The organism is Pedobacter sp. CFBP9032, assembly GCF_034045265.1.
Lineage (GTDB): Bacteria > Bacteroidota > Bacteroidia > Sphingobacteriales > Sphingobacteriaceae > Pedobacter.
This window is the reverse complement of record NZ_JAXCWE010000002.1, coordinates 561,544-587,703: the sequence shown is the minus strand read 5'-3', so window position 1 is coordinate 587,703 and position 26,160 is coordinate 561,544. Positions and strand designations below refer to the sequence as shown.

Here is a 26,160-nt window from a genome sequence, read left to right as displayed (position 1 = left end):
GATCATTCCCGTTTTTCTTGTAACAGCTTTATTTCACTTCTATAATTTGCCTCTTTAGTTTCTCAGGAATGTTTGTCCATATAGTTTCATCGCTCAATACGAGCTTATAATGGCACTCATTACTCACTACTTCATTTATGTGTATGTACCAATCAAGATAAGTCCATTCTCTCGGCTTCGGTGAAAAAAGGAAATGTCCGTTTGCATCCCAATGTACTTCTGTAGCCGTTCTGTAAATTAGAACCAATCGGGCTGTTGAGGGTTTAATGCAGAGTCTTTCTTGGCTATCTATGCAGATTTCTATTATCACGTCTGTCTTCATTGCCTGTTTTTAAGTAGTTTACTAACTCGAATACTTCACCATCGGCACCCTCGTATCTAATTAAACCCTCGTTTTTATCCCAATGAAATGATTTCAGATAATTATTACCATAGTTATTTGCATTTACCCCACTTTCAACTACATAGGCATGCTTGTAATTCTTACCATTCGTTGAGAGAGATATTTCTGATTCAATCAAACTATCACTAGTTGAAGCTGTTGAATGTTCAAGTCCAAATATTCTAAAAAATGGTGCAGTTTCAGAATTCGGACTTTTTATAATTGAAATCTCTCCTTCACAGTAGAATTTATTGTGACAGGTTTTTGGTATTAAGGTCATATTGATACCTTCATCTTGAGTTGTTCCGATTTCTATCCAATTACAATTTTCATTCGTATAAAAATGCGTTTTTTCAGTAACCAATATTGTATCTATATTCTTTAGATTGCTTTCGAAAACTAACGTATCACCTTTTCTATATGGATTTAGCCAAGCTTTTTCTTCTAAAGTCAAATTGACCTGTTTACAATTACATGAAAAAATGCTTAGTAAGACAAGCGAAGTTAAACATGCTATTAAAGTAATTTTCATTTTTGTTATGCTCATTTTTGAAATAGTATCAATAATCAGATTAATTTTGGGAGGTGATAATGTTGAAATAATAAATTTATGTGAATACCTTTTTCAAAAAGTATTGCCATCTACTTAGTCTTCGGAATTTACTGACTACATTATCAATAGTTGCATTCCATCCGTTCATTAATACCATAGCATTTTTTGTTTTATTATGGCTATAAGCCTCTTTCAAGAGCATATGAGTACTGTATTCTAAAATCGTAACGCATAAAGTAACGCAGGGCTGACTTATACTTAAATAACATATAATTTCTGTTTATACAGGCTCTAACAAAGCGTGGTTAATTGAAAGCAATTTATGATTTAGTACTGATTTTTCATCATTACTATCTTAGGAACACGAAACCCCGCTATCTGGGTAAGTGTTGTGTAAGCTCCCCTGTTTTTCAGACCATTCAAAGGTATAATTTCGTCCTCAAATTTCCTGTAATATATTTACAGGATTTGGAGTTAGTTTAAGTGACCGGATAAAAAAACTTATAAGTGAAATCAAAATTAATTATTTTAGTAACCACAATTTTTTAGCTTTCTAAGTATGTCATTTAATGAAATAATGTATCGAGAATTTTCAACGGATGACTTTACGAAAGCTTATGTAACAAATCATCCCGAAGTACTAAATCTGAACCATATTGTCATCGCCAAGTCTAACTGGACCGTATACCCCCCAAATAATGAAAGGCCGCAAACTGCCGTCTATTATTCCTTGCCTGGATTTATAGGTGACTTTAAATCTCTACAAACATTAGCACTGCACGGTGTTTTTGTTACAGAACTACCAATCGAATTAAGGAGGCTACCAAACTTGAAGCAGGTAAGCTTGCCATTAGATGCAAAGTCTGACATCAAAAATATTTGTCAAACCCTGCTTCAAATTGAGAAGCTCGAAACGCTTAATCTGACGGGATCGATTATTTCAAATAAAATATTTGATGACATCAAACTAAACCTTCCGAAAATTCAAGTCAGTGATCTAATTAGAGCTATGGAGGAGAGGAATAATAAGAGTAAACAGGATTGATATATGATACACTACATTTAAGTAAAATTATAATTGTATTGATATTGCCAATGTTCAATCCATCTCAAGAGACATGATCGGTGCAACCTATTCGTAATTTTTAGCGTCTTATTAAAACCCAATAATATTATATGAAAAAGGCGTTCCTATTTTTAATTTTTTTAATGCACATATCGCTCTGCTTTGCGCAAAAAAACCAACTTAAATTACCCAGCGACAATAAATTAAAGATCTCATTAGATACACTGGTAGACCAATCAGTTTCTGCATTTATGAAAAATAATTCTAGGGTTGGCATCTCAATAGGAATAATTGAAGATGGAAAGCCATATCTCTATAATTATGGGTCAGTACAAAGGAAAAATCAGAATTACCAACAGGCAATACTGTTTACGAACTTGCATCCATTACAAAAACATTTGGGGCAACCTTGCTTGCACAAGCTGTTCTCGATAAAAAGGTAAATCTTGATGATGATATACGCAAGTACTTGAAAGAAGATTATCCTAATTTGAGTTACAACGGAAAACCTATCACTTTACTTCATTTGGTTAACCTCACATCTGGACTACCCAACTGGATGCCAGATAAAGATATCTTCGGAAAGGCAAATCCAGACTCCATTCCCTATATTTTAGATTCAGTTCACACAAAATATAGCAGAAAAGATTTTTACCGAGATCTGCATCATGTAAAGCTAAAGGTATTGCCCGGAACCATTACTCGCCACTGTAATACGGCTGCCCAGTTACTCGGTTATATTATGGAAATCGTTTATAACAATTCCTATGAAAACCTCCTTAAACTATATTTCGTTGAACCGCTCAAAATGAAAAATACATTTTTATTAAAAGAAGGAAAACTGCCCGCAAAAATGGCGAAGGGTTACGATGGTAAGGGGCGTTTAATGCCTATTATTGATTGGGAGGATTTGCAAGTTGCAGCAAGTATAGCTTCTTCGAGTTCAGATATGTTAAAGTATATGGCATTTCAGCTAAATGAAGTAAACGCTATTGCTAAGTTAAGTCACCAGCCAACTTTTGGAAGGGTTGACGATGGTGCTATTGCATTGAACTGGAAAGTAAGAAAAACAGCAACAGGTAAACTAAACATCTCTCATACGGGTGGCAGTTTAGGATTTAGCAGTTATATGGTATTTTACCCTGATTTGAATTCAGGAATTGTTTTACTTTCTAACGAAGCAGACCAAGGCGCACAGAATGAATTGATTGCACTCGCGGATAAAATTATAAAACCCTAAGGAAAAAATGACTTAAACCCCGTTCTATTGCATTTATGATCAGGAAAAGAATTGATAGCGATATTTTTCATCCTAAGACAATAGTACTCCTTAAAATATATCAAGAAGTAAAATAAAAATTGTAAAAAAAAAATACCTGAAACTGACCAGATTGCTAGAATTGGGGTTCCATAATCGTGATATTTTTGATTTCTGAGATCAAAAATGCAGCACTGCAATGCCGTAAGCTACCACCAAAACTGGTATCTTACTACAATTCATTGGTTCATTACTATCTAGGGAATTTATTATATTTGCTTTATGGAAACGCCTACAAAATCTAACAAAATACACATCGGCAGAAAGATTAGCCGCATCAGGGAAATACGTGGTATTAAGCAGGATTATCTTGCTGTTGAACTTGGCGTAAGTCAACAGACGATTTCTAAGATAGAGCAAAGCGAAGAGGTAGAGGATTCGACTCTGGAAAAAATTGCAACTGTCTTGGGTGTTACTGTTGAAGGAATAAAGAATTTTAGTGAGGAGGGCATTGTCAACTATTTCAATACTTTTAATGATGAAGTAACACATTCATTCAATGCTTACCATGGCTGCACATTTAATCCTCTGGATAAACTAATGGAAGCTTTAGAAGCAAATAAAGATTTATATGAGCGACTACTCGCAAGTGAGCGTGATAAAACTGAATTATTGAAGAAGGAAAATCAGTAAGGTTTCTATTAAGTTCATAAAATGCAAACAGAGGCAGTTCACTAAGAACCGTCTCTATTTGTTATAATCATCTTGGTAAATTTCACTAAATCTAAATGCTCTAATTAAAAAATTTTTCTGGTCAAAGAAATTTTGGCAAATGTTTTTGGATTAGACTCGCTTGATAAGCATAACCATCTTCTCAAGTTCTCGTAAGAAAACAGGCCAAGGTGGAATATTAGTGTTGTATACATCAGTTGAAGAAGTAGACATGCCACCCCCTTATAAAGTAGAAAGTCAACCGTACACTAAAGTTGACAAACCACCATACTGCAATGTCGACATACCCCCATTTTGTAAAGAAGACATGCCACCATATTGCAACGTTGATAAGCTCTCGCTTTGAAGCGTAGATAGATTTCTAGGCCACGTCCTAAGATTTTTTGTTATTGGTCTACTCATTTGTGTTGTAATTAATAAAGCCTTCTTTTATAATAAATCTATAAAGCTTCAATATATATTTAAATGTTTTTTTTCTAACCTTATTATTTAATGTTATTCTTTCTCTACAAATCCATCGGGAACATTCTCCCAAGAGGAGCATTTTCTTGAAATCATTCTTTTGAAAGTTCTAAAAACCTCTCGGTCATTAAAATCTTCATTTGGAAAATGCTTTTTAATTGTTTCCGATAGTGCTTTTCGAATATCTGTGTCTATATAGTCGATAATTTCTTCGATTTTTACCTTAGCCATAATTTATTTTTTAAATGTTATAGTTTTTTTTAATTAAGCGACTAATGATTTTTTTTAAAAAATTCAAGAAAGTTTGAATTCTAATAAACATAGCTAACTGCCTGTAGCCTAAACTACTATTCAGTAATTGCAAAACATCTGCGAGCCGGTATCTTCCTATAAATTAGTTCTATCCAAAATCCATTGTCTATAAATTGATAGCCTTCTACTTCAAGTTAGCTAATGTTTTTTTTGTTTGTTCTATTTGTCTTTTAGCAGTTTCAACTTTCATTTTTAACGATTCAATTTCTCGGTCATATCTTGCTGATCCAGATATTTTTAATTTTCGATATGACTCTTTACTTGAAGCAGAACTTGTACTTTTTATATATTTAGATAAAGCTTCCATTCTTCGTTTTTTATCATCTTTGATCTTGACCAGTTTTGCTCTTAGGGAAACAATATCTTTTCTCTTGTTCGCAATCATATTTTTGTAAGAATCTTTGCTCATATCAATTTAAGTTAAATATTGATTTATTTGATTTTTGTGATGATTAATATAGTATTGTCAGGTATCTAAATTAGTAATCATATATCAATCTAAAATATGGGAAACCGTAATACTGGACTATGTACCTCGTCCCCTTTATTGGAGATGGCACCTTTAGGCATTAAAACAAAAAAGGGCAAGAATGCCAAGGGACAAATAGGTGAGTTGAAATTGGAGGTAGATGCGGACTTTAGGAAACAATTTTAGTACTAAATGGCCTGAGGGAAGAGAATTTTGAGATCATCGATAACGAAAAAGGGATTGGAACTTTAAGAGTAAAAAACTTTAATAAAAGGTCAACCCCGAATACAAAATTGCTATTAGGGACAGGATTGGAAGCTTTGTGTACGTTTCAATGAAAAATTCACATAAAATATAATTTTCTGAACTTAGCGATTTCTTATTAACAAAAACAATAAAGATTGGCCATTTGTATTCACTTCCAAAGAACAGACCGAGTTACGGAGCGTCCCAAGATTCAAAGCAAAGCCAGATCTCAGAAGGGTATATATAAGCTTACGCATCAGCGAAGTATATTTTATTGGCTGTATGAGTAAGATGGCATTCTGCATGATCAAATTACTGACTAAAGTTCGCATTTTTACAATCATACCTTTTTATTAAGTTATAGCTTTGTAACCTTATCGAAGTAAAAATGAAATATAGCATTTATCACCAGAAAATTATTTTAGGAGTGATTACATATTTATTGGCCTTTGGCATCAGCTATGTTAGTGCACAGTCGAATACAACTGTCAATAAGAAAGCTAAATTCGGCGATTGGGGTGTCGAAACAAAGTTCATAAGTAGTCATATACTGCCTGGAGATGACTTTTACAGATTTGTAAATGATGGTTGGTTGATCACGATGAACATTCCTTCAGGATTGTCTGGGCTAAGTAATTATAGTGAGGTTAAAACAAGAGTAAGTGAGAGTATAGCCGATTTGATTACTAAAAAAGCGAATGAACCGAATGCTTCTAAGCCACTTCGGCAAGTGAGCAACCTTTTTAAAAGCTATGTTGATACCGCTCAAATCGAGATTTCTGGAACTCGGTCTATTGAGAAGGAAGTAAAGCACATACTCTCCATCAAGAGCCATACAAATATTGCGAAATGGATGGCCGATCCAAAATCATTTTCTATCGTAACTATTCATACCGAACCTGATATTAACAATATGAGCAGATTCCTGGTAACTTTTAGTGAAAGTGGCATTGGTCTGCCTGCACCAGTCTACTACCAAAAAGAAGATGGCCCATATCCTGGGCACCGTAAGGCCTATAAAGAATACATCATGCATGTATTAAATCTTGCTGGCATTACCGACGCAGAGCGACGTTCAAATGATATTATGGAGATAGAAACAAAGCTCGCTTCATTACAATGGACCCCCGCACAAATGCGCGACAGCAAAATCAATTTTCATAAAATGCCAGCCACAGCACTAGGCTCCTACGCCCCGGGTTTTCCATGGAAAGTATTCCTTGAAGAAAGACAGGTAGCGAATGTGAGTGAAGTTGTATTACAAACAGACCTTGCCATTAAATCAAAAGCTGCTCTGTTTGCTGCTACTCCCGTAGAAGTCTGGGCATCTTATCTGGCATTTCACTGGATAGTCAACCATTCAACCCTATTGCCAGCTAGTTTCCGGAAAAGTCAATTTGATTTTTATTCGACTACACTCAACGGGATATCGAGGGACACTCCCAGGGAACAAAAAGCAGTTCTGTATGTCAATAACCGTGTAGGCCAGCTTGTAGGAAAGCTATACGTAGAAAGGTATTTTAACAATGAATACCTACAGCGTATACAAGAGTTGGTAGGATATGTTCGCAGCGCATTTAAATTAAGACTTGAAACACTAAACTGGCTTGATGAAAGTAGCAGAAGGGAGGCAATAGCTAAGCTTAATGCTGTTACTGTAAGAATTGGATATCCTGATAATTGGCGTGATTATTCAACAATTGATTTTCAAAAAGATGATCCCATTCATAACGAGCGTTTAATTGCACAGGTAAATTGGGACTACGAACGCTCATTGCTTGAAAGGGTTTATACCAGTAAGGACTGGTATCAGGTTCCGCAAACAGTAGACGCAACAAGTAGTAAACTTTATAATTCAATTGAGTTTCCAGCAGGCATCTTACAACCACCATTTTTCGATCCTTATGCTGATGCTGCGGTCAACTTTGGAGCTATAGGCGCAATCATAGGGCATGAACTTGGTCACTGCTTTGATGACGAAGGCTCGAGGTTTGATGGTGATGGAAAGGTGCGGGACTGGTGGACGGCAAATACTCGAATATCTTTCCAGGCACATACCGCCAGACTAATTGATCAATACAACTCCTTTTCTCCATTAGATGGTCTTTACGTTGATGGCAAGCAGACACTAGGAGAGAATATTGGCGATTTGACTGGGGCAACTGTAGCCTATGATGCCTATCAGCTCTATATTAAGGACCACGGAAGTTCTCCTGTTATGGATGGCTATACTGGCGACCAGCGCTTTTTCCTTTCATTGGCACAGGTTAGCCGTACTATCTACACTCCAGAAGCGTACCGTATGACACTTAGGGACTATCATGCGCCTGCCGAGTATCGCGTAAATGGGGTAGTTAGGAATATTGATGCATGGTACAAGGCCTTTTCCATTGATCCAAAAAATAAACTTTTCTTATCACCAAATGAGCGCATACGAATATGGTAAGCATTTAACTGAACTACACAGGAAATCTCCTAGTGCCCCTCTAAAATTGGTGATTTGCAGACCCTGGTATCGGAAGATATAATCGCACTGAGCCAGCCTCCGAATATGCATTTACTTGATCTCCATTGCTGTATAAGAAGTGTAGAATCCATTTTCCAAGTTCCGTTTTTATTGCATCCAAAAACCTGGTTAACTTTATAGAGCTGCTTACCAAAAACAAAGGAGTTTAGGAAATGAATCGAAGTATTTACTGTGGTAGCTCGTAATTTAATCATGACAATATCAATTGCGAACAGCAAGGTGATGCGACCGAACCACCTTCGTGGTTACGGCCACTTATAAAGAATGCACAGCATATCTTTACCCCACAGCCGCCTCTAAAGGACTGACCCGAGTTGGTCTATGATAACTTCATTTTTAGCAAGTTCAGCTTCTTAAGGCAATTATCCTACCTGCCTAATTATTCTCTGTTTTCAATGAGGTATTCCACTTTGTAAAGCCACGGATATTAGTCACTAGAAAAATCGCGTTGCCCACCACAAGTGCGATGCTTCCTATCATCAGGTAGCTTACAACAATCATGGTGATGTTTGCCAATATAAAAAAGACAAATCCCCATTTAACCTTGTTGCCCAAAAGCAACATTGCCCCAAAACTTAAGAGCATAGAAAGCCAATCAAGGCCATGGTATTTTAATAAAATTTCCATGTTAATAGATCAAAAAGTAAATAGAATGAGAATGTTTGGTGTTAGGGATTTGTTGCCCAAACGTTGGCTTCAGGAATAAAAGCGATGTTATTTAAAGCTAACATAGAAACGATGACTTGTGCAATCTCTATTCCTTTGAGCTTTTTCTCCGTATCGACAGATTGATGCCCTATCTTTTCTGCGAACGGCGTAATTACTTCGCTTGGGTTGATCTGCATTACACGGATATTATGCTTTCGGAGCTCTGCCTGCCAACACATGGTGAGCCCGGACATTGCGGCTTTGCTCGACACATAAGCCGAGCCATTGGCAAATCCCCTTACAGCGCCCATGGAAGAAATGTTGATGATATTACCAGATTGCTGGCCAATAAAATGCTTAGCTGCCAGTTTTCCACAGAGAAAGGCACTTTTGGTATTCGTTTCCCAGATTCTCAAAAAATCTTCGCTGGTAGTATCCAGCAGGGATCCCATAAAACCCAGGCCTGCATTATTGATCAGCACATCTAGTCCCCCTAGGTTTTCAAGAGCAAACTCAAATAGCCGATCTACGTCTGCTTCCTGGCTTACGTCAGCCCTGATGCCAGACACGCCAAGCTCAGTGACTACCGAATTTACGCTTTCCTCACTGCGTCCGCAGATGACAATCTTAGCACCTTCCGCACTCAATAACTTAGCTGTTTCATAACCTATACCAGTTGTTCCACCAGTTAACAGTATCCGTGCATTTTTAATTTCCATATTAATTAGGATTAAATGATTTTCTAAAATCGGTTGGCGAAACCGCTGTTTTCTTTTTAAATAGTTTATTGAGCGATTGGGGATATTCGAACCCCAACTGGTAGGCAATTTCACTAACGCTTAAGTTGGTAGTCGTTAATAAGATCTTTATCCGTTCTATTAATTCATTATGGATATGTTGTTGGGCGCTTTGCCCGGTAAGCTCCCGAAGCATATCGCTTAAATAGTGAGCCGATACATGGAGCTCATCGGCCAGGTATTTAACCGTTGGTTGCCCCAACAACAACATCTTATCATCCTCCCAATATCTGGCTAAAACTGCATCCATCTTGCTAAGCAAATCGTTATTTATGTTTTTACGGGTGATAAACTGCCTGTTATAAAATCTATTGCAATACTGAAGGAGCAAGTCGATCTGCGAAATCATTACATCCTGGCTAAAACGGTCGATCCTGGTGCTATATTCCTTCTTAAGACTTTCCATCAGACCATTTATCAATGTCTCTTCTTCGTCAGAGAGGTGCAGTGCCTCATTAGCCGCATAGGAAAAGAAACCATATTTTCCAATCGTTTGCGATAGTGTATACCCCCTTAAAAAATCAGGATGGACCACCAGCCACCAGCCAGACAATTTAAGGTCGGCAATAATCTCTGTGGAGATGACCTGGTTTGGAGAGAAGAACGTCATTACCCCTTCATCAAAATCGTAAGCATTCTGGCCGTATTTCATTTTGCCGACAAAACCTTTTTTGAGTGCGATACAATAGAAATTGTAGGCCACGCTTTCCAATGCATCGTCATCATAACATTTTATTTTACTAAAATCGATCACACTGATTAACGGATGCATGGGTCTTGGAAGGTCCAAAATGTGGTGCAGTTCCGAAATGGTTTCCATCCGGTAGGGCGTTTTTCTTTCTTGCTTCATCATGTTAAATTAAGCAGAGCCTTGAGAAAAAACAAGGACCTGCAGTTTTTTTAGTTCTTTATTGTGGCCATGTCAATTACAAAGCGGTAGCGCACATCTCCTTTTTCCATCCGTTCGAAAGCATGGTGAATATCCTTGATGTCAATCAGTTCCACGTCTGACACGATATTGTGTTCCGCACAATAGTCTAGCATTTCCTGGGTCTGTGCCAGCCCACCTGCACCGGATCCGGCCAAGGCCTTATTGCCCGCAACAAGAGAAAAAGGCGAAACTTCGAATGATTCCAGTGGAATGCCTACACAAATATGCACGCCGTTAATTTTGAGTAAGGATAAATATTGATTGATATCGTGCTTTGCAGATACGGTATCGAGTATAAAATCAAAAGAAGATTTGATATTTTTCATCTGTTCCACATCTTTTGTCACTACAAAATGGTTTGCGCCCAGTAACTTTGCGTCTTTCCGTTTAGATTCCGAGGTACTCAACACCGTTACTTCAGCGCCAAAGGCAATGCCAAACTTAACGGCCATATGGCCAAGCCCGCCGAGGCCTACAACGGCGAGTTTGTGCCCTTTACCCACTTTCCAGTTTTTCAGGGGTGAGTAGGTGGTAATGCCCGCACAGAGCAACGGCGCAACGCCTTCTGGAGCTAATTTTTCTGAGACAGAGAGAACAAATTCTTCCCTTACCACGATATTGTCTGCATAGCCACCATAAACCGGCTGTCCGTCACGGTCCAGATTATTATAGGTTTGCACGCAAGTGGCACAGAATTGCTGTTGCTGATTACGGCAGCTTTCGCACTCCAGACAGGAATCTACCATTATACCTACGCCCACCAAATCTCCTATAGTAAAACGGGTTACGCTGTTTCCTGTCTTGGCTACCCTTCCAACAATTTCATGACCAGGAACCATGGGGAACATTCCCGGAAACCAATCGTCTCTGATAGAATGGAGGTCCGAATGGCAGACACCACAGTAGAGGATATCGATTAAGATATCATTATCGGCAAGCGCCCTTCTTTTAAAGGCCCATGGGGCCAGGTTGCTCGTTGGGCTTTGAGCTGCATATCCATAAGATTGAATCATTTCTTTAATTTTTATTTTGAACAAAGGTTTAAAATAACCCAATCTTGAAGTTATCCAATTTGGGTTATTACTTATCCATATTGAAGGTTATGGCGATTGGTAATTCACGTATCTAAAATCTCACCACAACCGATTTTATCTGTGTATAAGCATCAATTGACTCAGCGCCCAATTCCCGACCAAGTCCAGATTGTTTATAGCCCCCAAATGGGGTGATGGGATCAAGTTCGAAGAGTGTATTGATCCAGACCGTACCCGCTTTCATGGCCCTTGCCACCTGGTGGGCACGATTGATGTCTTTGGTCCACACCATTGCGGCCAGGCCAAACTCGGTATCATTGGCCTGGAATATTACATCGTGCTCATCCTTAAATAGGATCAAGGCCACTACCGGACCAAAAATCTCTTCCTGTGCCAGTCGCATTCCATTGTGTACGTTGGTAAATACGGTAGGTCTCAAGAAGTAGCCTTTAGTTGGCAATCTTTCTCCCCCGGCAGCGAGTGTAGCGCCATCTTTGAGACCGATTTCAAAATAGGTCTGAATTTTATCAAACTGGCCCTTGGTAGTGATGGGCCCCATTCCGTTAGCAGGATCGATTCCGGGGCCGACGGACACATTGTTCGCCAGTTCGATAATTTTGGTCGATACTTCTTCGTATATTTCTTCATGAATAAACACCCGCGATCCGGCCACACATCCTTGACCGGCACCGGCAGTAAAACCTGTTAACGCGCCGGCAATTGCCTTGTCCATATCGGCATCGGGAAAGATGATGTTTGCACTTTTGCCTCCCAGTTCTAAGGTTACCTTTTTCATCGTATCTGCGGTCGATTTAAGGATACTTTTGCCCACCGGTGTGGATCCGGTGAAAGCGATCTTTGCTACTCCGGGATGTTCTACCAGGGCCGAGCCAGCCACAGAACCCTGCCCGGTAACGATGTTGACAACCCCTGCTGGCAAACCAGAAGCGACGATAAGCTCACCCAGCCTGATACAGGTTAGTGAAGTGAACGACGATGGTTTAACTACGATGGTGTTTCCAAAGGCGATTGCTGGTGCAATTTTCCAAGCTACGGATTGGATTGGTCCGTTCCAGGGCACAATGGCTCCGCATACCCCTAAGGGCTCCCTCAAGGTATAATTAAAAGAACCGCCATCAGTCGGATTGGTTTTTCCATATATCTTGGTTGGCCATCCGGCATAGTATCTAAAGGTATCTATTGCACCTTGAACGAGCCATGCACTTGTGGAAAGAGACATTCCATTATCCAATGTTTCAAGTAAAGCAAGCTCTTCAGCATTTTGTGCAATGAGATCGGCAATTTTGTGCAGGTATACCTCCCGCTGATGCGCCGTAATATTGGCCCAGTCTGCCCTTTCAAAGGCGTTCTGGGCAGCTTCTACCGCAAGGTTGATGTCTGCTTTTCCACCTTCGAAGACTGTAGCAATAACCTCCTCGGTTGCCGGATTAATGCTTTCGAAAGTATTGCCAGAGATTGACGGGACCCACTTGCCATTTATTAATAACTTTTTAGTGTCCTTGTTCAGATAATCAACAACAAGTTGATTTACATTTTTTGTTTTCTGAAGATTTTCCATGATTCGTTATAATTACTTTAGAACACAAAAATCGGCACTTTAGCACTTCTAGCCTTATCCAAACTGCTGTAATGCTAATCCAGACCGTGGCCATCAAAATCTCTGGGAACTAGCAGCCGTCTAGAATTGAACTCTTTGTTAATCTACAAGCGTTGAACTCAACAAGTTTGATAACAGAGTTTAGGTAGCTTTTACTTTACTTGAGTTGCAAATCGCCTTTAAATTGAATGCGAAAGTGTCTGAAGTCAATAAAGTTGCAGATGAGGGTTATAAAGTTATTTCCTATTCTACCGCTATAAATGCCAATTCGCGAGTCAATATTAGAATCAGTTATTCCGTCATCATGATGTGCGCTAATACTAGCGTATCCGAAAATCTTTAAGCGTCCTGATTTTGTTCCTTTACGATCATGGGGACTTTGGGCAGATTACGTATTCAAGAATGCAGATACTGGCTTTTTTTTAAAATTATTCCAATCTACCATTCCATTATGCACAGCTAATCATCCGATTTTTGGTGATAAAAAATTACCTAAAACATGGTATAGGATGGGCAATTGCCACGGCTTTATCTTTGACAAACCTTTTAAATGGTTTTAAAAGGCCTGTTTTAATCTAAAATACATCTATTTTTTTACCGTAATTCAATTGATCTCAATGAAAAAACAATTATTAGTGATGTCCTTTTTTATGGCTATTGGCGTTATTGCAGCAGCCCAGTCTAAATCAAAAAGTAAGGTTGTACCGAAGGCTAAAACAGAAACAAAGGCTGTGGTTTCCAAAAGCAACAATTCTTCCAATAGGGCTTATAGCGAGGGTGATAATTTGCTTAATTTGGGAATTGGTATCGGGAGTCCGTTTTTTGGTTCTGGTTACTCTTCGTCATTGCCCGTAAATCCAAGTGTTTCTTTTGAAAAGGGGATAACTGAAGAAATTAGTGTTGGCGGACAAGTGGCATACGCCAGTTCTAAGTACAATGTAGACGTGCCAGGTGCAAACTATAGCTTTAAACAGTCTGCATTTTATATTGGTGCCCGTGGTTCCTATCATCTTAATGAACTGTTTAAGCTAGATCCAAAATTTGATGTTTATGGAGGCGCCAGCCTTGGCTATGTTATTGCCAGTGTGAGCAATAACCAAGGTTTCAATGGGACTACAGGCAGCGGTGTAGGTTTTGGTTTGTTTGCAGGAGGGAAGTATTATTTCGCTAAAAATACCAGCTTGTTTGCAGAACTGGGCTATCAAAGTCTTGCTGTGCTGAATGTTGGTATCGCATTTAAGCTTTAACTTCTAAAAAATATAACCTATGAAAAGTGCACTAAAATTTTCATCGCTGTTATTTTTATTTCATCTGCTATTTGTGGCGTGTAAAAAGGAAAATAAAGATGAGGTGCCTACTGGTCCATTGGGTCCTAAATACCCACAGGTAATTAATAACGTGATTACGCCAGAGATTATGGAAAGCCTGAAAAAGAATGGCATGACCATTAATAGTGGCACAACACCACCAACCCTTAATGGCGTGTTTTTATTTAGTCCTGCCTATGCTCATTTGATAATTCGGGCAACAACCTTCAGGGCAGTTATTTTAATGATTACAAACTACAGTTTAAAAATCAGAACACCAACAACTATACGGTTAGTATGGAATACAAAGATGTGAGTGATGGTACCGATAGTGGTGGTGATAATAATGCTACTTATATTTCTGGCGAGAACAATTTATTCACCGTTTTTTCGCAAGTGAAGGGTAAGTCGGGCAGTGTTAACTATGTGGCGCTTGATGTAATTAGTGGGGAAGCAGCAGGCGGATCTATGAAAAATTTAATTTGGAGCCATTACTTGGTATCTAAAGAAGGAGATGCGGCTAATATATTTCTAGTGCCTGTTGGTACAACGAGGATATTCACCGATAAAGATGGTTTATCAGGCAGCCAAAATACTTTTGATGTGTTACCGGAGCGTTTACAAACCGTTGTAAAAAAATCTCTATCGATCTCTACCGCAAGGTAGGAAAGTTACTTATTCTATCCTAAATTTAAAAACCAGAAAGAATTTTGAAATTACTCCAAATTCTTTTCAGATTGATCCTGCTGGTGTAGGAAAAACAGGGATTGACTATGAGCTGGATTGCAATGGAAAAGGAGAATTACAGACTTTTGGACATTAATTACTTTGAGTAAAATTTTAAATCTTTATGTAGTCTGTAGGCAACCAAACGGTACAATGCAATAACAGAAGCAAGTAACTAAACATTTTTACGATCAATACTTTTAACCCTGCAATCGCAAGATTAGCAGGGTTTTATTTTGGCAAAATTAACAGTCTTGACCTTCTTATTATTAGGGTTTGCGATTATTCAGGCTTGAGAAAGATTGATAAAGGAGAATGGAATAATTTGCGTAATTAATAGTATTCAGTCTAAATAAGGATATATTTGCAGCTAATTTTAAGTTTAATTAATAGGTATTTGGAAAATATACCTTAAGATGCCATTAGAGAGATTCCCTGTTCATGAAAGCGAAAGTTGTTATATTATTATGTTTGTTCGTCGCATTTACACTTGCAATATTACCTTTAAATTCTGTTGCTCAAAATATCGGTACTGCGGCAATATCCGGTTTGGTTACTGATGTTGATGGCCAACCGCTACCTAATGCCACAATCAGTATCTCTGGAAGTAAGAGTAGCTTTTCTAATAACGAGGGCAAATTTTTGTTTAAAAATCTATCTTCCGGACTGCAACGTTTTTCGGTGAGTTTGGTGGGTTATGAAACACTGGTTAAAGAAGTTGTTTTAACCGGGGATTCTACCATTGATGTTTCCTTTATACTTCAGCCTGGTAATTCACTTAATGAGGTTATCGTTACTGCAGGCAGGAAAGCGGAAAGTTTGAAGGACGTGCCTTCCTCTGTTACCATTTTAAATGCCCGCGATGTGAAGGAGCAGTTAAATGTGAATCCATCGGTGTCGGCAATTTTGGGAAATACTGTGCCGGGGCTGGGAACTGCTAATAATAAGGCTACCAATGCTGGTCAAACGTTGCGGGGCAGACAGGTATTGGTATTAATAGACGGAATTCCGCAGTCAACTCCTTTAATGAATGGCAGCAGAGATATCAGAACATTAGATCCATCGGTTATTGAAAGAATAGAAGTAATAAAAGGAGCAACTTCCATCTATGGAAACGGTTCTGCAGGTGGAATCATCAATTTCATTACCAAAAAGCCTTCTGGCAATAAAGCGATTGGTGGAACCACAAGCGTGGGTTTGACTGGCAACCTTGCTCATCCATCAAATACTTTGGGCTATCGTTTCTCTCAAACTTTTACCGGAACACTTAATAAATTTTCTTATGTGGTAAATGGAACATATAACTATACTGGCGTACAGCGCGATGCAAAGGGTAATGTAAATGCGCAACCAGATGGACTTGGTGAGAATGCCTTATATAACGCCTTTGTAAAACTGGCTTACAAGCCTAACGAACATAGTGAAATTGTGGCCTCCTACAATCTTTTCCGAAGTGTACAAAATACTGATTATGTAAATATAGCTGGGAAGTATGGTGTTACACCCTCCATCGGGGAGAAAGGTATAGATCCGGGTGAGGCTGCGGGAACGCCTTATAACCATAATGCATTAATTTCCTATCACCATAACGCTTTGCCATTATCGAGTTCACTTGATGTTTCGGCATATTATAACGGCTTTGTTTCTATGAACAGGTATGTTGCGCAAGGCACTGCCTGGTTCGGACCCGGACAAACCAAAATACAATCTTTCAAAAAAGGTGTACGGTTAACTTTAAATACTCCCTGGAAGGCTGGAAGCTTGGGCAATGGAGAATTAACCTATGGCCTTGATCTGTTAAATGATCGTACAAATCAGGTACTTACGGACGGACGGGTTTATATTCCAGATATGAACATGCTCAATGTAGCGCCTTATGCGCAAATGAAATTTGATATCCTCACCAATTTTATACTAAAGGCTGGCATCAGGTATGAAAATGCGAGGGTGAAGGTGAAAGATTTTAATACCATTGCCAGGGGGCCAAATGGCCAAGGGAGCATACCAGTTAGTGGAGGCGAAATTCCTTATCAGGCAACAACCTTCAATGCGGGTCTCCGGTACAATAAATATGAAGTTTTTAACCCCTTTGTTAGTTTTTCTCAGGGCTTCGCAATTAATGAACTGGGCCGGATTTTAAGGACTGCCACCAGCAGTACCCTGGAAAGTATTGCCACAGATCCAATCATCACCAATAACTATGAAGCGGGTTTTAGCAGCAGGGTTGGAATACTAAACTTCACCGCGGCTTATTTTATCAGTACTTCAAAACTGGGTGCTAACCTGGTAGATGTTGGCGGCTTTCTGGTGCCGCAGCGTGAACCGGAAAAAATTAAGGGATATGAGATTACGGCAGATTTGAACTTGAGCCCCAAATGGATGCTAGGTGGAAGTTATGCTTATGTAGAAGGGCGTGCCGAGCAGGCTAATGGAAATAAAGTTTACATGAACGGGCTCCGCATTGCGCCACCAAAGGCCACTGCTTATCTGGGCTACCGTCCGGTTTCTGCACTGGATTTAAAATTATTCTGGGTATACACGGGCAGCCGTGATCGTTTTGATGTGAGGGCCAACGGGCTTTTTGCGAATAGCGAAGGGGAGGTGAAAGAGGTGAATCTGTTTAATCTTTCTGCGGCATATCGTTTCAGTCAGAAATGGTCGGCCGGATTAGGTGTAGAAAATCTCCTTAACAATTCTTATTATCCGGTAGTGAGTCAATATCGTGCTATAGATGCAGAATATGTGCATGGCAACGGTGCTACGATGAGTTTAAATTTATCCTATAATTTTTAGAAATGTTTCGTAAGCTATTCTTTTGGATCCACAAATGGCTGGGCCTGATTACTGGCCTGATTGTATTGATCGTGAGTCTGACGGGATGTATTACTGTTTTTTCAGATGAGTTGAAAGCCTGTTTTTATCACGACAGGTATTATATTACCCCAGCGCCTGATGCCAAAACAATAGGTTTTAGTAGACTTAAAAATATTGCACAAGAATCGCTTGGACCTGGTGTTAAAATATCAAGAGCTGAAATTTATCCGCACCAAAACCGCAGTTGGGTATTCCGTGCTTCGCTTACTGATAAGAAAGCCATTGGTTATTGGAATCAATATAAATACTATTTCAGGGTTTACGTAAATCCCTACAACGGAAAGGTTATTCATGTAGAGAATACAAAAAACGAATTCTTTCAGGTGATGCTGAATCTGCACATGAACCTATTACTTGGTGATGCACTTGGCACAACCCTCACTGGTATTTCTGTACTGTGCTTTTTCATCTTACTGATCAGTGGTTTTATCATTTGGTTTCCGAGAAAATGGAGCGTGAGGGCATTTAAAAGGAGTTTAATCTTTAAATCTGGAGTAGGTTTAAAAAGATTGAATTTCGATTTACACAATATACTTGGCTTTTATATCCTTATTCCGGCCATGCTGATAACAGTTACCGGCCTTGTTTTTGCCTTTCCGTGGGCTGATACCACTGTGCAATTTTTAGCAAACGGTGCTAAAACAGTTAAAAAAAGAGAAATTCCCAAATCTACAGCGAATGAGATTTATCCGGTTACTGCAACCGATGCTGTAGTGGCGGGGCTGCTTAAACAATACCCGCAGGCGGATGTATTTTCTATCCGTTTCAGGGAAAAAGATACGGATCCGCTGGATGTACAGGTTAGGCTTGCTGAGAATAGAACCCACCTTTTTGAATGGTATTACTTTGACCGTAATACCGGGAAATTGCTGATGCGATATAATGACCGTAATGTTAATGGAGGCGAAAAGTTCAGGAGCATGAATTATGACCTGCATACTGGTGCCTTTGCTGGAATACCAACAAAAATTTTTGCATTTATCGTTTCGCTAATCTGTGCCGCAATGCCAATTACTGGGTTTATCATGTGGTATAATAAATTAAAGCCCAAAAAGAAACGGAAATAGGAGTTGTATTTTTTAGCCATATAGGCATAGGAGAGCATATAGTTTTTGATGCATGAGGCCTTTTAGGCAATCGAGCTTTCATGCCTATGTGTATTAGATGGTGAGAACAAATTTATGTTGATTTTTTGGCCATATAGGCATAGGAGAGCATATAGTTTTTTGTGCATGAGCCTTTTAGGCAGTTGAGCTTTTCATGTCTATGTGTCTTAGATGGTTAGAAAAAATTTTATGTTGAGTTTTGGCCATATAGGCATATAAGAACATATAGTTTTTGGTACATAGCCTTTTATGCAATCGAGCTTTCATTCCTATATGTCTTAGATGGTGAGAGCAAATTTTATATTGATTTTTTGGCCATATAGGCATATGAGAGCATATAGTTTTCGGTACATAGACTTTTAGGCAATCGGGCTTCCATGCCTATGTGTCTTAGGTGGTTAGAAAAAAAAAATGTTGGGTTTTTAGCCATATAGGCATAGGAGAGCATATAGTTTTTTGATGCACGAGTCTTTTGGGCAATCGAGCTTTCATGCCTATGTGTCTTAGATGGTGAGAAAAAATTTTATGTTGAGTTTTGGCAATACAGGCATAGGAGAGCATATAGTTTTTGGTGTATGAGTCTTTAGGCAATCGAGCTTTCATGCCTATGTGTCTTAGATGGTGAGAACAAAATTTATATTGCATTTTTTTACCATATAGGCATATAGAACATATAGTTTTTGGTACTTAGCCTTTTAGGCAATCGAGCTTCCTTACCTATATGTCTTAGATGGTTATAAAATATTTTATGTTGAGTTTTTAGCCATATAGGCATATGAGAGCATATAGTTTTGGTGCATGAGCCTTTTAGGCAATTCAAAGACTATTCACACTTCGAAAAAAAATAAAATTCTCCAGCCAAAGAATTTTTGTTTCGTTGTAGAACGTACATTATTCGGAAATCTTTTAAACTCGGTATAAACATTGTTAATTTATCACATCCTCCTTTAGATAAAATGAATAAATGCTAACTTTATCCCTTTAAATTTGTTCTGTTGGTAACAGGCAAAAAAGGGCAGTAGTGTTTATTTAAGCTATGCAATTTGAACCCTACTGCGAATCGAATTAAAAATATTTTATGAAAAAAGTTGTCATCATTGGCGGAGGCTTTGCAGGACTAAATCTTGCTAAAAAGCTATCCAAAAGCACATCTCATCAGGTTACTCTTGTAGATCAGCATAATTATCATTTCTTTCCACCACTACTTTATCAGGTGGGAACAGCCTTTATCGAAGCATCCAATATTATTTACCCTTTCCGCAAGATGTTTCACGATAGAAATACCCGTTTTTTTATGGGTGTGTTGCAAGAGATTCTTCCTGCCGAGCAACAGGTAGTAACTGATAACGGAATATTGGATTACGATGTATTGGTGCTTGCCATGGGTACAGAGACCAATTTCTTTGGAAATAACCAGATTAAGGAACATGCATTACCAATGAAAAGCATTGATGACTCGCTGCGGATGCGGAATCACATTCTCCTTCAATTGGAAAAAGCGGTAAGGGCTGAGCAGGATAGTGATAAAAAAAGACTTTCGAGTATTGTAATTGCCGGTGGTGGCCCGACAGGAGTAGAGCTTGCCGGGATGATGGCTGAAATGGGAAGCCATATTATTAAAAAAGATTATCCTGAAGCCAAATCTGGTCTTGGTAAAATCTATCTTGTTGATGGTTTACAAACTTTGCTGGCGCCGATGAGTCAGAAAAGCCAGAATGAAGCCATTAAAGTGCTTAAAAACCTGGGTGTAGAAATTATGCTTGGTAAGCTGGTTCAAAATTATGATGGAAATGTAGTTTCGCTTTCTGACGGTACAGAGATTGAAGCAACTACTTTAATTTGGGCTTCGGGGGTTATTGCCCGAGAAGTACCAGGGTTACCAAAAGAGGCTGTTGGTAAGGGAAGACGCGTTTTGGTTGATGCCTTTAACCAGGTAGAAGGAGTAAAAGGGGTTTATGCTATAGGTGATCAATGTTTGCAGCTTACTGATGCAGCATTTACCAATGGCCATCCACAACTGGCGCAAGTGGCCATTCAACAAGGTGATTTGCTTGGCGAAAACTTGCTGGCTGTAGAGCAAGCTAAACCTATGAAAGCTTTCAAATATAATGATAAAGGTTCTATGGCTATTATTGCCAAGTTCAAAGCGGTTGTTGATCTTCCAAAAGGATTTTTCAGGGGCTTTTTCGCCTGGCTCGTTTGGTTATTTATCCATATTATTCCAATTGCTGGTTTCCGGAATAAAGCAAAACTGGCTTTCAACTGGTTGTGGAGTTTTATCACCAATGATCCTACTTTACGCTTAATCATCCGCCCGGATGGCGAAGACGATAAAAATAATAAGTAAAAATTATTGCGCTGGTTCAACTATTGGTGATGAATCAGCGCAATGATTGTTTGTGCTCAAATACCATATTTTAACAAATGTTGATTTGATTTTGCCGTTTTTTAAGTGATAGTTAGAAGTGGGAAACATCCGCTGTATATTGGGATGAAATAATCACGGCTTTTAAACTATTTCAGCAAATGAATAAATATTTGATTTTGTTGCTACTTTTCATCAGCATCAATCTTTACGCACAGGAAACCCCCGATTGGGAAAATCCGAAGGTTTATGCCATTAATAAGGAAAATACCCGTGCAACTTCTATCCCTTATGCCAACCAAAACCAGGCGCTAAAAAACGAGTATCAATCTTCCAGTTATTATCAATCTTTAAACGGCCTCTGGAAATTTAAATGGGTACCAAAGGTGGCACAAACCCCTAAAGATTTCTTTAAGGTAGATTTTGATGATAAACAATGGTCCGCTATGCCTGTTCCCGGCACCTGGGAATTTAATGGCTTTGGTACGCCAATCTATGTAAGTGAGGGTTTTGGTTTCAAGCCAAATCCACCTTTTATCGATCGCGATGATTCGCCAGTAGGTGCCTATCGCAGGGAGTTTACTGTGAATGATAGTTGGAAAGGACGCAGGGTGATGATCCATTTCGAAGGTGGAACAAATGCCATGTATGTTTGGGTGAACGGACAAAAGGTGGGTTATACGGAAAATTCAAAAAGTCCGGCAGAATTTGATATCACTGCATATCTAAAACCAGGTGTAAATACATTAGCCTGCGAGGTTCATAAATTTAGTGATGGTTATTACCTCGAAGATCAGGACATGTGGCGCATGGGTGGCATCAATAGAAATGTTTATTTATATAGCACAGCTCAAACCCGAATCCTCGATTTTTTTGCACACCCTACATTGGATGCCATTTATAAAAACGGCTTGTTTAATGTTGATCTTACTTTGAAAAATTATAGTAAAAAGGCCGAACAGCAAACCATTGAAGTGTTGTTAATGGACAATTCCAATCACCCGGTTTTCAAAAAACAAAGCACAGTAGCGCTACCTGCTGAACAGGAAGCTAACCTCAATCTATCAGGTATGGTGCCTGCTCCTTTAAAATGGACAGCCGAGACACCAAATTTATATAACATGGTTTTGGTGTTGAAAAACAGTTCAGGGGAAGTGATTGAGGCCACCTCGCACCAGATTGGATTTAGAAAAATTGAGATTAAGGATGGGCAGGTTTTTATCAACGGGAAGAAAATTTATTTCAAGGGCGTGAACTTACATGAGTTTAATACCCAAACGGGACAGGTGGTTTCTGAAGAAGTGATGATGCGGAATATTCAGTTAATGAAGGAATTAAATATCAATGCAGTTCGTACCTCTCACTATCCTCAACCGCCTTTGTGGTATAAATTATGCGATAAATACGGAATTTACCTGGTGGATGAAGCTAATCTCGAATCGCATGGCCTGGGTTATGGCCCAGAGAATGTATCAAATTTCCCCGAATGGCATGACGCACATTTAGACCGGATGGTGCGTTTGGTGGAGCGGGATAAAAACCATGCTTCGGTAATTTTCTGGTCGTTAGGGAATGAAGCCAGCAATGGAAAAGCATTTTTCGACCTCTATGACTGGGCCAAGAAAAGGGATCAAAGCAGACCCGTGCAATATGAGCAGGCACATCAAAAAGATAGAAATACAGATATCATTTGCCCCATGTATCCATCCTGGGAGAGCATGACCAATGATGCCAAAAAAGACCTCGGCCGCCCCTACATTATGTGCGAATATGCTCATGCCATGGGCAACAGCATGGGGAACTTTCAGGATTATTGGGATTTGATGCGATCGAGTAAAAACATGCAGGGTGGCTTTATCTGGGAATGGTATAACCATGGATTTAAAACCGTTGATGAGCAGGGTAGGGCTTATTGGGCGTATGGTGGTGACTTAAACGGTTACCAAAAAATGAACAGTGAGAATTTTTGTATGGATGGAATTATTTCACCAGATCAACATTATCTGCCACATACACCTATTGTTAAAAAGGTTTATCAGAATATTCTTTTCAAACCAAAAGACATTTCAAATGGAGTAATTACAGTAATTAATGATTTTAAGTTTACTGATTTAACGGCTAAAAATTACAATTATAAATGGGTTTTATTAAAGAACGGAGCGGAAGTGGCTCAGGGCAAATTTAATGTGACCATTCCTACAGATGCCAAAAAAGATGTTAAGCTCGCCTTACCCAAGATAGAAAAGCAAGCTGGTGTAGAATATTTTCTTCAGGTATTTGCCTATACCAGGCAGGCCAATCAATTCATTCCAATTGGTTTTGAAGTAGCAAAAGAGGAGTTTGCTTTTGAGTCTAATCATTATTTTGAACCTGTTAAAACTAAAGCTGGGGAAATCATTACAGAACAGAAAGCAGATAAAATCATCGTAAAAGCCAATCAGGTAGCGTATGAATTTTCACAAAAGAATGGTCAGGCTTTGCTGAAAATGAGTAAAGACGGGAAAAACATTTTTAATGAGCTACCTCGCCTTAATTTCTGGCGTGCACCAACTGATAATGAATTTGGTGAAGGTGCGCAACGCACCCTACGCTTATGGGATGCTGCCGGATACAATGTGATTTACAATTACAAGGAAACACAAAAGAGCGATCAGAATGTTTCCATTGCGTATGTAGCCAAACTTCGTGGCATTGAAGCCGCGGTAAACCTTACTTATACCGTAAAGGGTGATGGAAGCTTAACGGTGGCGGCTGCTTACCAGGCTTTGGCAGATGATCTTCCGGAAATGATGCGGTTTGGTATGTTGATGAACTTATCCGGCGATCACGATCAATTTACTTGGTATGGCCGCGGGCCCGGTGAAAATTATGTCGACAGAAATGCAGATTCGTTTATGAAAATCTGGAACGGTAAAGTGAAGGATCAGCTACACCCTTATTATCGTCCGCAAGAATCGGGGAATAGAACGGATACCCGGTGGTTGAGATTGTTAAATAAAGAAGGTAAAGGTGTAGAAATTATTGGTTTGCAGCCGCTTTCGGTTAGTGCTACGAATAACCTGCCGGAAGACCTGGATCCTGGGTTGACGAAAAAACAGCAACATGCATCTGATGTTGTTCCCAATTCAGATGCTATCTTAGCGGTCGACTCGTTTCAAAGGGGAGTTGGAGGTTTAAATTCGTGGGGTGCTAAACCCTTAAACAAATATCGCTTTTTAGGTAAGGCGTATAATTATGGCTTTGTGATCAGGCCGTTGTAAATTACCTTATTTCGAACAGCGTTAAGGCTTGATATGGTCGTAGCGAAACACTACGACCATCGGCAATCTTCATAGTACCTTAATGTTTAAACCTCTTTCTAACTTGTAATTATGTAGCAGTATTTCTCACCAAAGCACTGCTTTTAAGATTTCGAAATGCAATTACCGCGAAAATCAACGTCCAGATCAGGAGTGGAAGCAACTTGCTCCAATCGTGCACCTTCTTACTTTTAAAGGTTTTCAATCCAATTGATTTGATGTTTGTAGAAGCTATATCCTGCTCCTGAAAAATAGCCGGATAGAAGTGCAGGCGGATTTGCTCATGGTAATCATGCACCGCCTGTTGAAATCCCAGGTGTGTACTTAGATCCGATCCGGCCAGTTCATTTACGGCCAGTTGCGTTTGAATGGTAGGGAAAAACAAGGCGGCTATATCGGTAAATTGCTGTCTGGCGGCGAGCTTATTTGCAACAGTTAATCGGCTTTTTAAGGCCTGATCGTCGCCCATTTGTTGCATACCATAATACCAGAACCAACTAAAACTTTTATCTGCCGGAAAAGGATATTTCTTTAGCTGCGGATAGTGTTCAAAAAAAGGCTTCATGGTTACATCCTTTGGCATATCCCATTTTTCATGGTAGCCCTCGCGTTGGTTAATTACATTCTGTAAAGCTTCGGGAACGGAATATCGTTGGGTAAGCAAAAGATTTAAAGAAGCTGGAATTACTATACAAATGGCCACCCAAATGGCTATAAGTGCTGATGCATTATAACCGGAAGATTTACCCAATGAAATAATAAAAATGGAAACGGCAAACCAAAACGCAAGGTAAAGCCCAATAATTCCGACAACTGCAAACAATGTGGTATCTATTGGCAATTCCAGGTAGATCATGGCAACCACAAGGAGTAAAAATGCTACTGCAAATACAGCTAGAATCCTAATTAGAAATTTTTGCCAGATCACTTTTGCTAATTCATTACTTTGTGATTTTAATAGTGACCACACGCCATTTTCCCGCTGTTCGGAAATTAAGTTGTACGTAAAAGCAATAATTACCAGTGGGAACAGAAAGATGTATACAAAACTAAGATCCATATTTCCCAGCAGCATGCTTACTGGATTAGTAATATCGGTATCGTAGAGTTGTCCTTCTAAAGCCAGCATGGTAACCGAAATTAAATATGGATTTACATCTCTTTGTCCATTGGCAAATGCCGCCCACTGATCTGGCAGGTTTGCCGAAGAAAATTTATTGTGGAAGAAAATTAGTCCGATATCTTTATTAAAATGCTCAATATTTTCGAGTGTGTGTTTTTTCTGCAACACTGCCGCCTTTTTGATCACAGCCTTTTGGTTGGCAATAAATGTTTTTCCGAAATATAAACCTGCAAAGCCAGTAAGGAGCAATACAACAATGCCAATCCAGGCAGAATGATTTCTGAAGAAAAGTTTGGTTTCTAAATAATAGGTGCTTTTTTTCATT

Annotated in this window: 20 protein-coding genes and 1 pseudogene; 11 read left to right on the top strand and 10 right to left on the bottom strand. The window is 39.1% G+C overall.

The genetic code is table 11. The features are described from left to right. Positions 1 to 28 precede the first annotated feature (28 nt). Positions 29 to 322, bottom strand: a complete 294-nt coding sequence (locus SOM16_RS23210) for a hypothetical protein (protein WP_414692250.1) — start codon at positions 320 to 322, stop codon at positions 29 to 31. Then, a complete protein-coding gene (locus tag SOM16_RS06320; RefSeq protein WP_320463143.1) occupies positions 285 to 914 on the bottom strand; it encodes a hypothetical protein in 630 nt (209 codons plus the stop codon). The genes SOM16_RS23210 and SOM16_RS06320 overlap by 38 nt, the downstream gene beginning before the upstream one ends. 580 nt (positions 915 to 1,494) lie before the next feature. On the opposite strand from SOM16_RS06320, the gene SOM16_RS06315 reads away from it, so the two are divergent. The 3 genes and pseudogenes from SOM16_RS06315 (at position 1,495) to SOM16_RS06305 (ending at position 3,952) form a co-directional block, all read left to right on the top strand. Continuing rightward, positions 1,495 to 1,980, top strand: a complete 486-nt coding sequence (locus SOM16_RS06315; RefSeq protein ID WP_320463142.1) for a hypothetical protein — start codon at positions 1,495 to 1,497, stop codon at positions 1,978 to 1,980. Between the two features lie 364 nt (positions 1,981 to 2,344). Then, positions 2,345 to 3,241, top strand: a pseudogene (locus SOM16_RS06310) (serine hydrolase domain-containing protein); the annotation flags it as partial. A gap of 300 nt (positions 3,242 to 3,541) precedes the next feature. Next, positions 3,542 to 3,952: a helix-turn-helix transcriptional regulator gene (locus SOM16_RS06305; protein WP_320463141.1), complete on the top strand. Its 411-nt coding sequence runs from the start codon at positions 3,542 to 3,544 to the stop codon at positions 3,950 to 3,952. A 534-nt stretch (positions 3,953 to 4,486) separates the two neighbouring features. On the opposite strand, the gene SOM16_RS06300 is transcribed toward SOM16_RS06305, so the two are convergent. Further along, positions 4,487 to 4,684: a hypothetical protein gene (locus SOM16_RS06300; protein ID WP_320463140.1), complete on the bottom strand. Its 198-nt coding sequence runs from the start codon at positions 4,682 to 4,684 to the stop codon at positions 4,487 to 4,489. A gap of 205 nt (positions 4,685 to 4,889) precedes the next feature. Continuing rightward, positions 4,890 to 5,174 carry a hypothetical protein gene (locus SOM16_RS06295; protein WP_320463139.1) on the bottom strand — a complete coding sequence of 95 codons (285 nt, stop codon included), beginning with the start codon at positions 5,172 to 5,174 and terminating at the stop codon, positions 4,890 to 4,892. A 694-nt stretch (positions 5,175 to 5,868) separates the two neighbouring features. Here SOM16_RS06295 and SOM16_RS06290 point away from each other — a divergent pair. Next, positions 5,869 to 7,926 carry a M13 family metallopeptidase gene (locus SOM16_RS06290; RefSeq protein ID WP_320463138.1) on the top strand — a complete coding sequence of 686 codons (2,058 nt, stop codon included), beginning with the start codon at positions 5,869 to 5,871 and terminating at the stop codon, positions 7,924 to 7,926. Between the two features lie 456 nt (positions 7,927 to 8,382). Here SOM16_RS06290 and SOM16_RS06285 read toward each other — a convergent pair whose 3' ends face one another. The 5 genes from SOM16_RS06285 to SOM16_RS06265 form a co-directional block, all read right to left on the bottom strand. Then, positions 8,383 to 8,634 carry a hypothetical protein gene (locus tag SOM16_RS06285; RefSeq protein WP_320463137.1) on the bottom strand — a complete coding sequence of 84 codons (252 nt, stop codon included), beginning with the start codon at positions 8,632 to 8,634 and terminating at the stop codon, positions 8,383 to 8,385. A gap of 41 nt (positions 8,635 to 8,675) precedes the next feature. Then, positions 8,676 to 9,374, bottom strand: coding sequence for an SDR family oxidoreductase (locus SOM16_RS06280; protein ID WP_320463136.1), 699 nt, complete (start codon positions 9,372 to 9,374; stop codon positions 8,676 to 8,678). Between the two features lies 1 nt (position 9,375). Then, on the bottom strand, positions 9,376 to 10,305 hold the full coding sequence (locus tag SOM16_RS06275) for a helix-turn-helix transcriptional regulator (RefSeq protein ID WP_320463135.1): 930 nt from the start codon (positions 10,303 to 10,305) through the stop codon (positions 9,376 to 9,378). Between the two features lie 47 nt (positions 10,306 to 10,352). Then, positions 10,353 to 11,396 carry an NAD(P)-dependent alcohol dehydrogenase gene (locus tag SOM16_RS06270; protein WP_320463220.1) on the bottom strand — a complete coding sequence of 348 codons (1,044 nt, stop codon included), beginning with the start codon at positions 11,394 to 11,396 and terminating at the stop codon, positions 10,353 to 10,355. A gap of 112 nt (positions 11,397 to 11,508) precedes the next feature. Next, on the bottom strand, positions 11,509 to 12,996 hold the full coding sequence (locus SOM16_RS06265) for an aldehyde dehydrogenase family protein (protein ID WP_320463134.1): 1,488 nt from the start codon (positions 12,994 to 12,996) through the stop codon (positions 11,509 to 11,511). Between the two features lie 656 nt (positions 12,997 to 13,652). Between SOM16_RS06265 and SOM16_RS06260 the strand changes: the two genes are divergently transcribed. The 7 genes from SOM16_RS06260 to SOM16_RS06230 all read left to right on the top strand — a co-directional run bounded on the left by SOM16_RS06260 (position 13,653) and on the right by SOM16_RS06230 (position 24,673). Further along, positions 13,653 to 14,282 carry an outer membrane beta-barrel protein gene (locus SOM16_RS06260; RefSeq protein WP_320463133.1) on the top strand — a complete coding sequence of 210 codons (630 nt, stop codon included), beginning with the start codon at positions 13,653 to 13,655 and terminating at the stop codon, positions 14,280 to 14,282. Between the two features lie 19 nt (positions 14,283 to 14,301). Continuing rightward, positions 14,302 to 14,658, top strand: a complete 357-nt coding sequence (locus SOM16_RS06255; protein ID WP_320463132.1) for a hypothetical protein — start codon at positions 14,302 to 14,304, stop codon at positions 14,656 to 14,658. After that, positions 14,640 to 15,008: a hypothetical protein gene (locus SOM16_RS06250; RefSeq protein ID WP_320463131.1), complete on the top strand. Its 369-nt coding sequence runs from the start codon at positions 14,640 to 14,642 to the stop codon at positions 15,006 to 15,008. The genes SOM16_RS06255 and SOM16_RS06250 overlap by 19 nt, the downstream gene beginning before the upstream one ends. A 531-nt stretch (positions 15,009 to 15,539) precedes the next feature. Continuing rightward, positions 15,540 to 17,861, top strand: coding sequence for a TonB-dependent receptor (locus tag SOM16_RS06245; protein WP_320463130.1), 2,322 nt, complete (start codon positions 15,540 to 15,542; stop codon positions 17,859 to 17,861). Positions 17,862 to 17,863: 2 nt separating this feature from the next. After that, the gene (locus SOM16_RS06240) at positions 17,864 to 19,009 is read left to right on the top strand and encodes a PepSY-associated TM helix domain-containing protein (RefSeq protein WP_320463129.1); all 1,146 of its coding nucleotides are present in this window, start codon (positions 17,864 to 17,866) and stop codon (positions 19,007 to 19,009) included. A 1,117-nt stretch (positions 19,010 to 20,126) separates the two neighbouring features. Next, on the top strand, positions 20,127 to 21,395 hold the full coding sequence (locus SOM16_RS06235) for an NAD(P)/FAD-dependent oxidoreductase (RefSeq protein ID WP_320463128.1): 1,269 nt from the start codon (positions 20,127 to 20,129) through the stop codon (positions 21,393 to 21,395). Positions 21,396 to 21,574: 179 nt separating this feature from the next. Next, positions 21,575 to 24,673, top strand: coding sequence for a glycoside hydrolase family 2 TIM barrel-domain containing protein (locus SOM16_RS06230; protein WP_320463127.1), 3,099 nt, complete (start codon positions 21,575 to 21,577; stop codon positions 24,671 to 24,673). A gap of 109 nt (positions 24,674 to 24,782) precedes the next feature. Here SOM16_RS06230 and SOM16_RS06225 read toward each other — a convergent pair whose 3' ends face one another. After that, positions 24,783 to 26,159, bottom strand: coding sequence for a DUF3526 domain-containing protein (locus tag SOM16_RS06225; protein ID WP_320463126.1), 1,377 nt, complete (start codon positions 26,157 to 26,159; stop codon positions 24,783 to 24,785). Position 26,160: the final 1 nt, after the last annotated feature.

What these genes read in the sequence shown, in the direction of transcription:
- SOM16_RS23210 (WP_414692250.1), bottom strand. Translation starts at nt 322, where the DNA reads ATGAAGACAGACGTGATAATAGAAATCTGCATAGATAGCCAAGAAAGA.
- SOM16_RS06320 (WP_320463143.1), bottom strand. Translation starts at nt 914, where the DNA reads ATGAAAATTACTTTAATAGCATGTTTAACTTCGCTTGTCTTACTAAGC.
- SOM16_RS06315 (WP_320463142.1), top strand. Translation starts at nt 1,495, where the DNA reads ATGTCATTTAATGAAATAATGTATCGAGAATTTTCAACGGATGACTTT.
- SOM16_RS06305 (WP_320463141.1), top strand. Translation starts at nt 3,542, where the DNA reads ATGGAAACGCCTACAAAATCTAACAAAATACACATCGGCAGAAAGATT.
- SOM16_RS06300 (WP_320463140.1), bottom strand. Translation starts at nt 4,684, where the DNA reads ATGGCTAAGGTAAAAATCGAAGAAATTATCGACTATATAGACACAGAT.
- SOM16_RS06295 (WP_320463139.1), bottom strand. Translation starts at nt 5,174, where the DNA reads ATGAGCAAAGATTCTTACAAAAATATGATTGCGAACAAGAGAAAAGAT.
- SOM16_RS06290 (WP_320463138.1), top strand. Translation starts at nt 5,869, where the DNA reads ATGAAATATAGCATTTATCACCAGAAAATTATTTTAGGAGTGATTACA.
- SOM16_RS06285 (WP_320463137.1), bottom strand. Translation starts at nt 8,634, where the DNA reads ATGGAAATTTTATTAAAATACCATGGCCTTGATTGGCTTTCTATGCTC.
- SOM16_RS06280 (WP_320463136.1), bottom strand. Translation starts at nt 9,374, where the DNA reads ATGGAAATTAAAAATGCACGGATACTGTTAACTGGTGGAACAACTGGT.
- SOM16_RS06275 (WP_320463135.1), bottom strand. Translation starts at nt 10,305, where the DNA reads ATGATGAAGCAAGAAAGAAAAACGCCCTACCGGATGGAAACCATTTCG.
- SOM16_RS06270 (WP_320463220.1), bottom strand. Translation starts at nt 11,396, where the DNA reads ATGATTCAATCTTATGGATATGCAGCTCAAAGCCCAACGAGCAACCTG.
- SOM16_RS06265 (WP_320463134.1), bottom strand. Translation starts at nt 12,996, where the DNA reads ATGGAAAATCTTCAGAAAACAAAAAATGTAAATCAACTTGTTGTTGAT.
- SOM16_RS06260 (WP_320463133.1), top strand. Translation starts at nt 13,653, where the DNA reads ATGAAAAAACAATTATTAGTGATGTCCTTTTTTATGGCTATTGGCGTT.
- SOM16_RS06255 (WP_320463132.1), top strand. Translation starts at nt 14,302, where the DNA reads ATGAAAAGTGCACTAAAATTTTCATCGCTGTTATTTTTATTTCATCTG.
- SOM16_RS06250 (WP_320463131.1), top strand. Translation starts at nt 14,640, where the DNA reads ATGGAATACAAAGATGTGAGTGATGGTACCGATAGTGGTGGTGATAAT.
- SOM16_RS06240 (WP_320463129.1), top strand. Translation starts at nt 17,864, where the DNA reads ATGTTTCGTAAGCTATTCTTTTGGATCCACAAATGGCTGGGCCTGATT.
- SOM16_RS06235 (WP_320463128.1), top strand. Translation starts at nt 20,127, where the DNA reads ATGAAAAAAGTTGTCATCATTGGCGGAGGCTTTGCAGGACTAAATCTT.
- SOM16_RS06230 (WP_320463127.1), top strand. Translation starts at nt 21,575, where the DNA reads ATGAATAAATATTTGATTTTGTTGCTACTTTTCATCAGCATCAATCTT.
- SOM16_RS06225 (WP_320463126.1), bottom strand. Translation starts at nt 26,159, where the DNA reads ATGAAAAAAAGCACCTATTATTTAGAAACCAAACTTTTCTTCAGAAAT.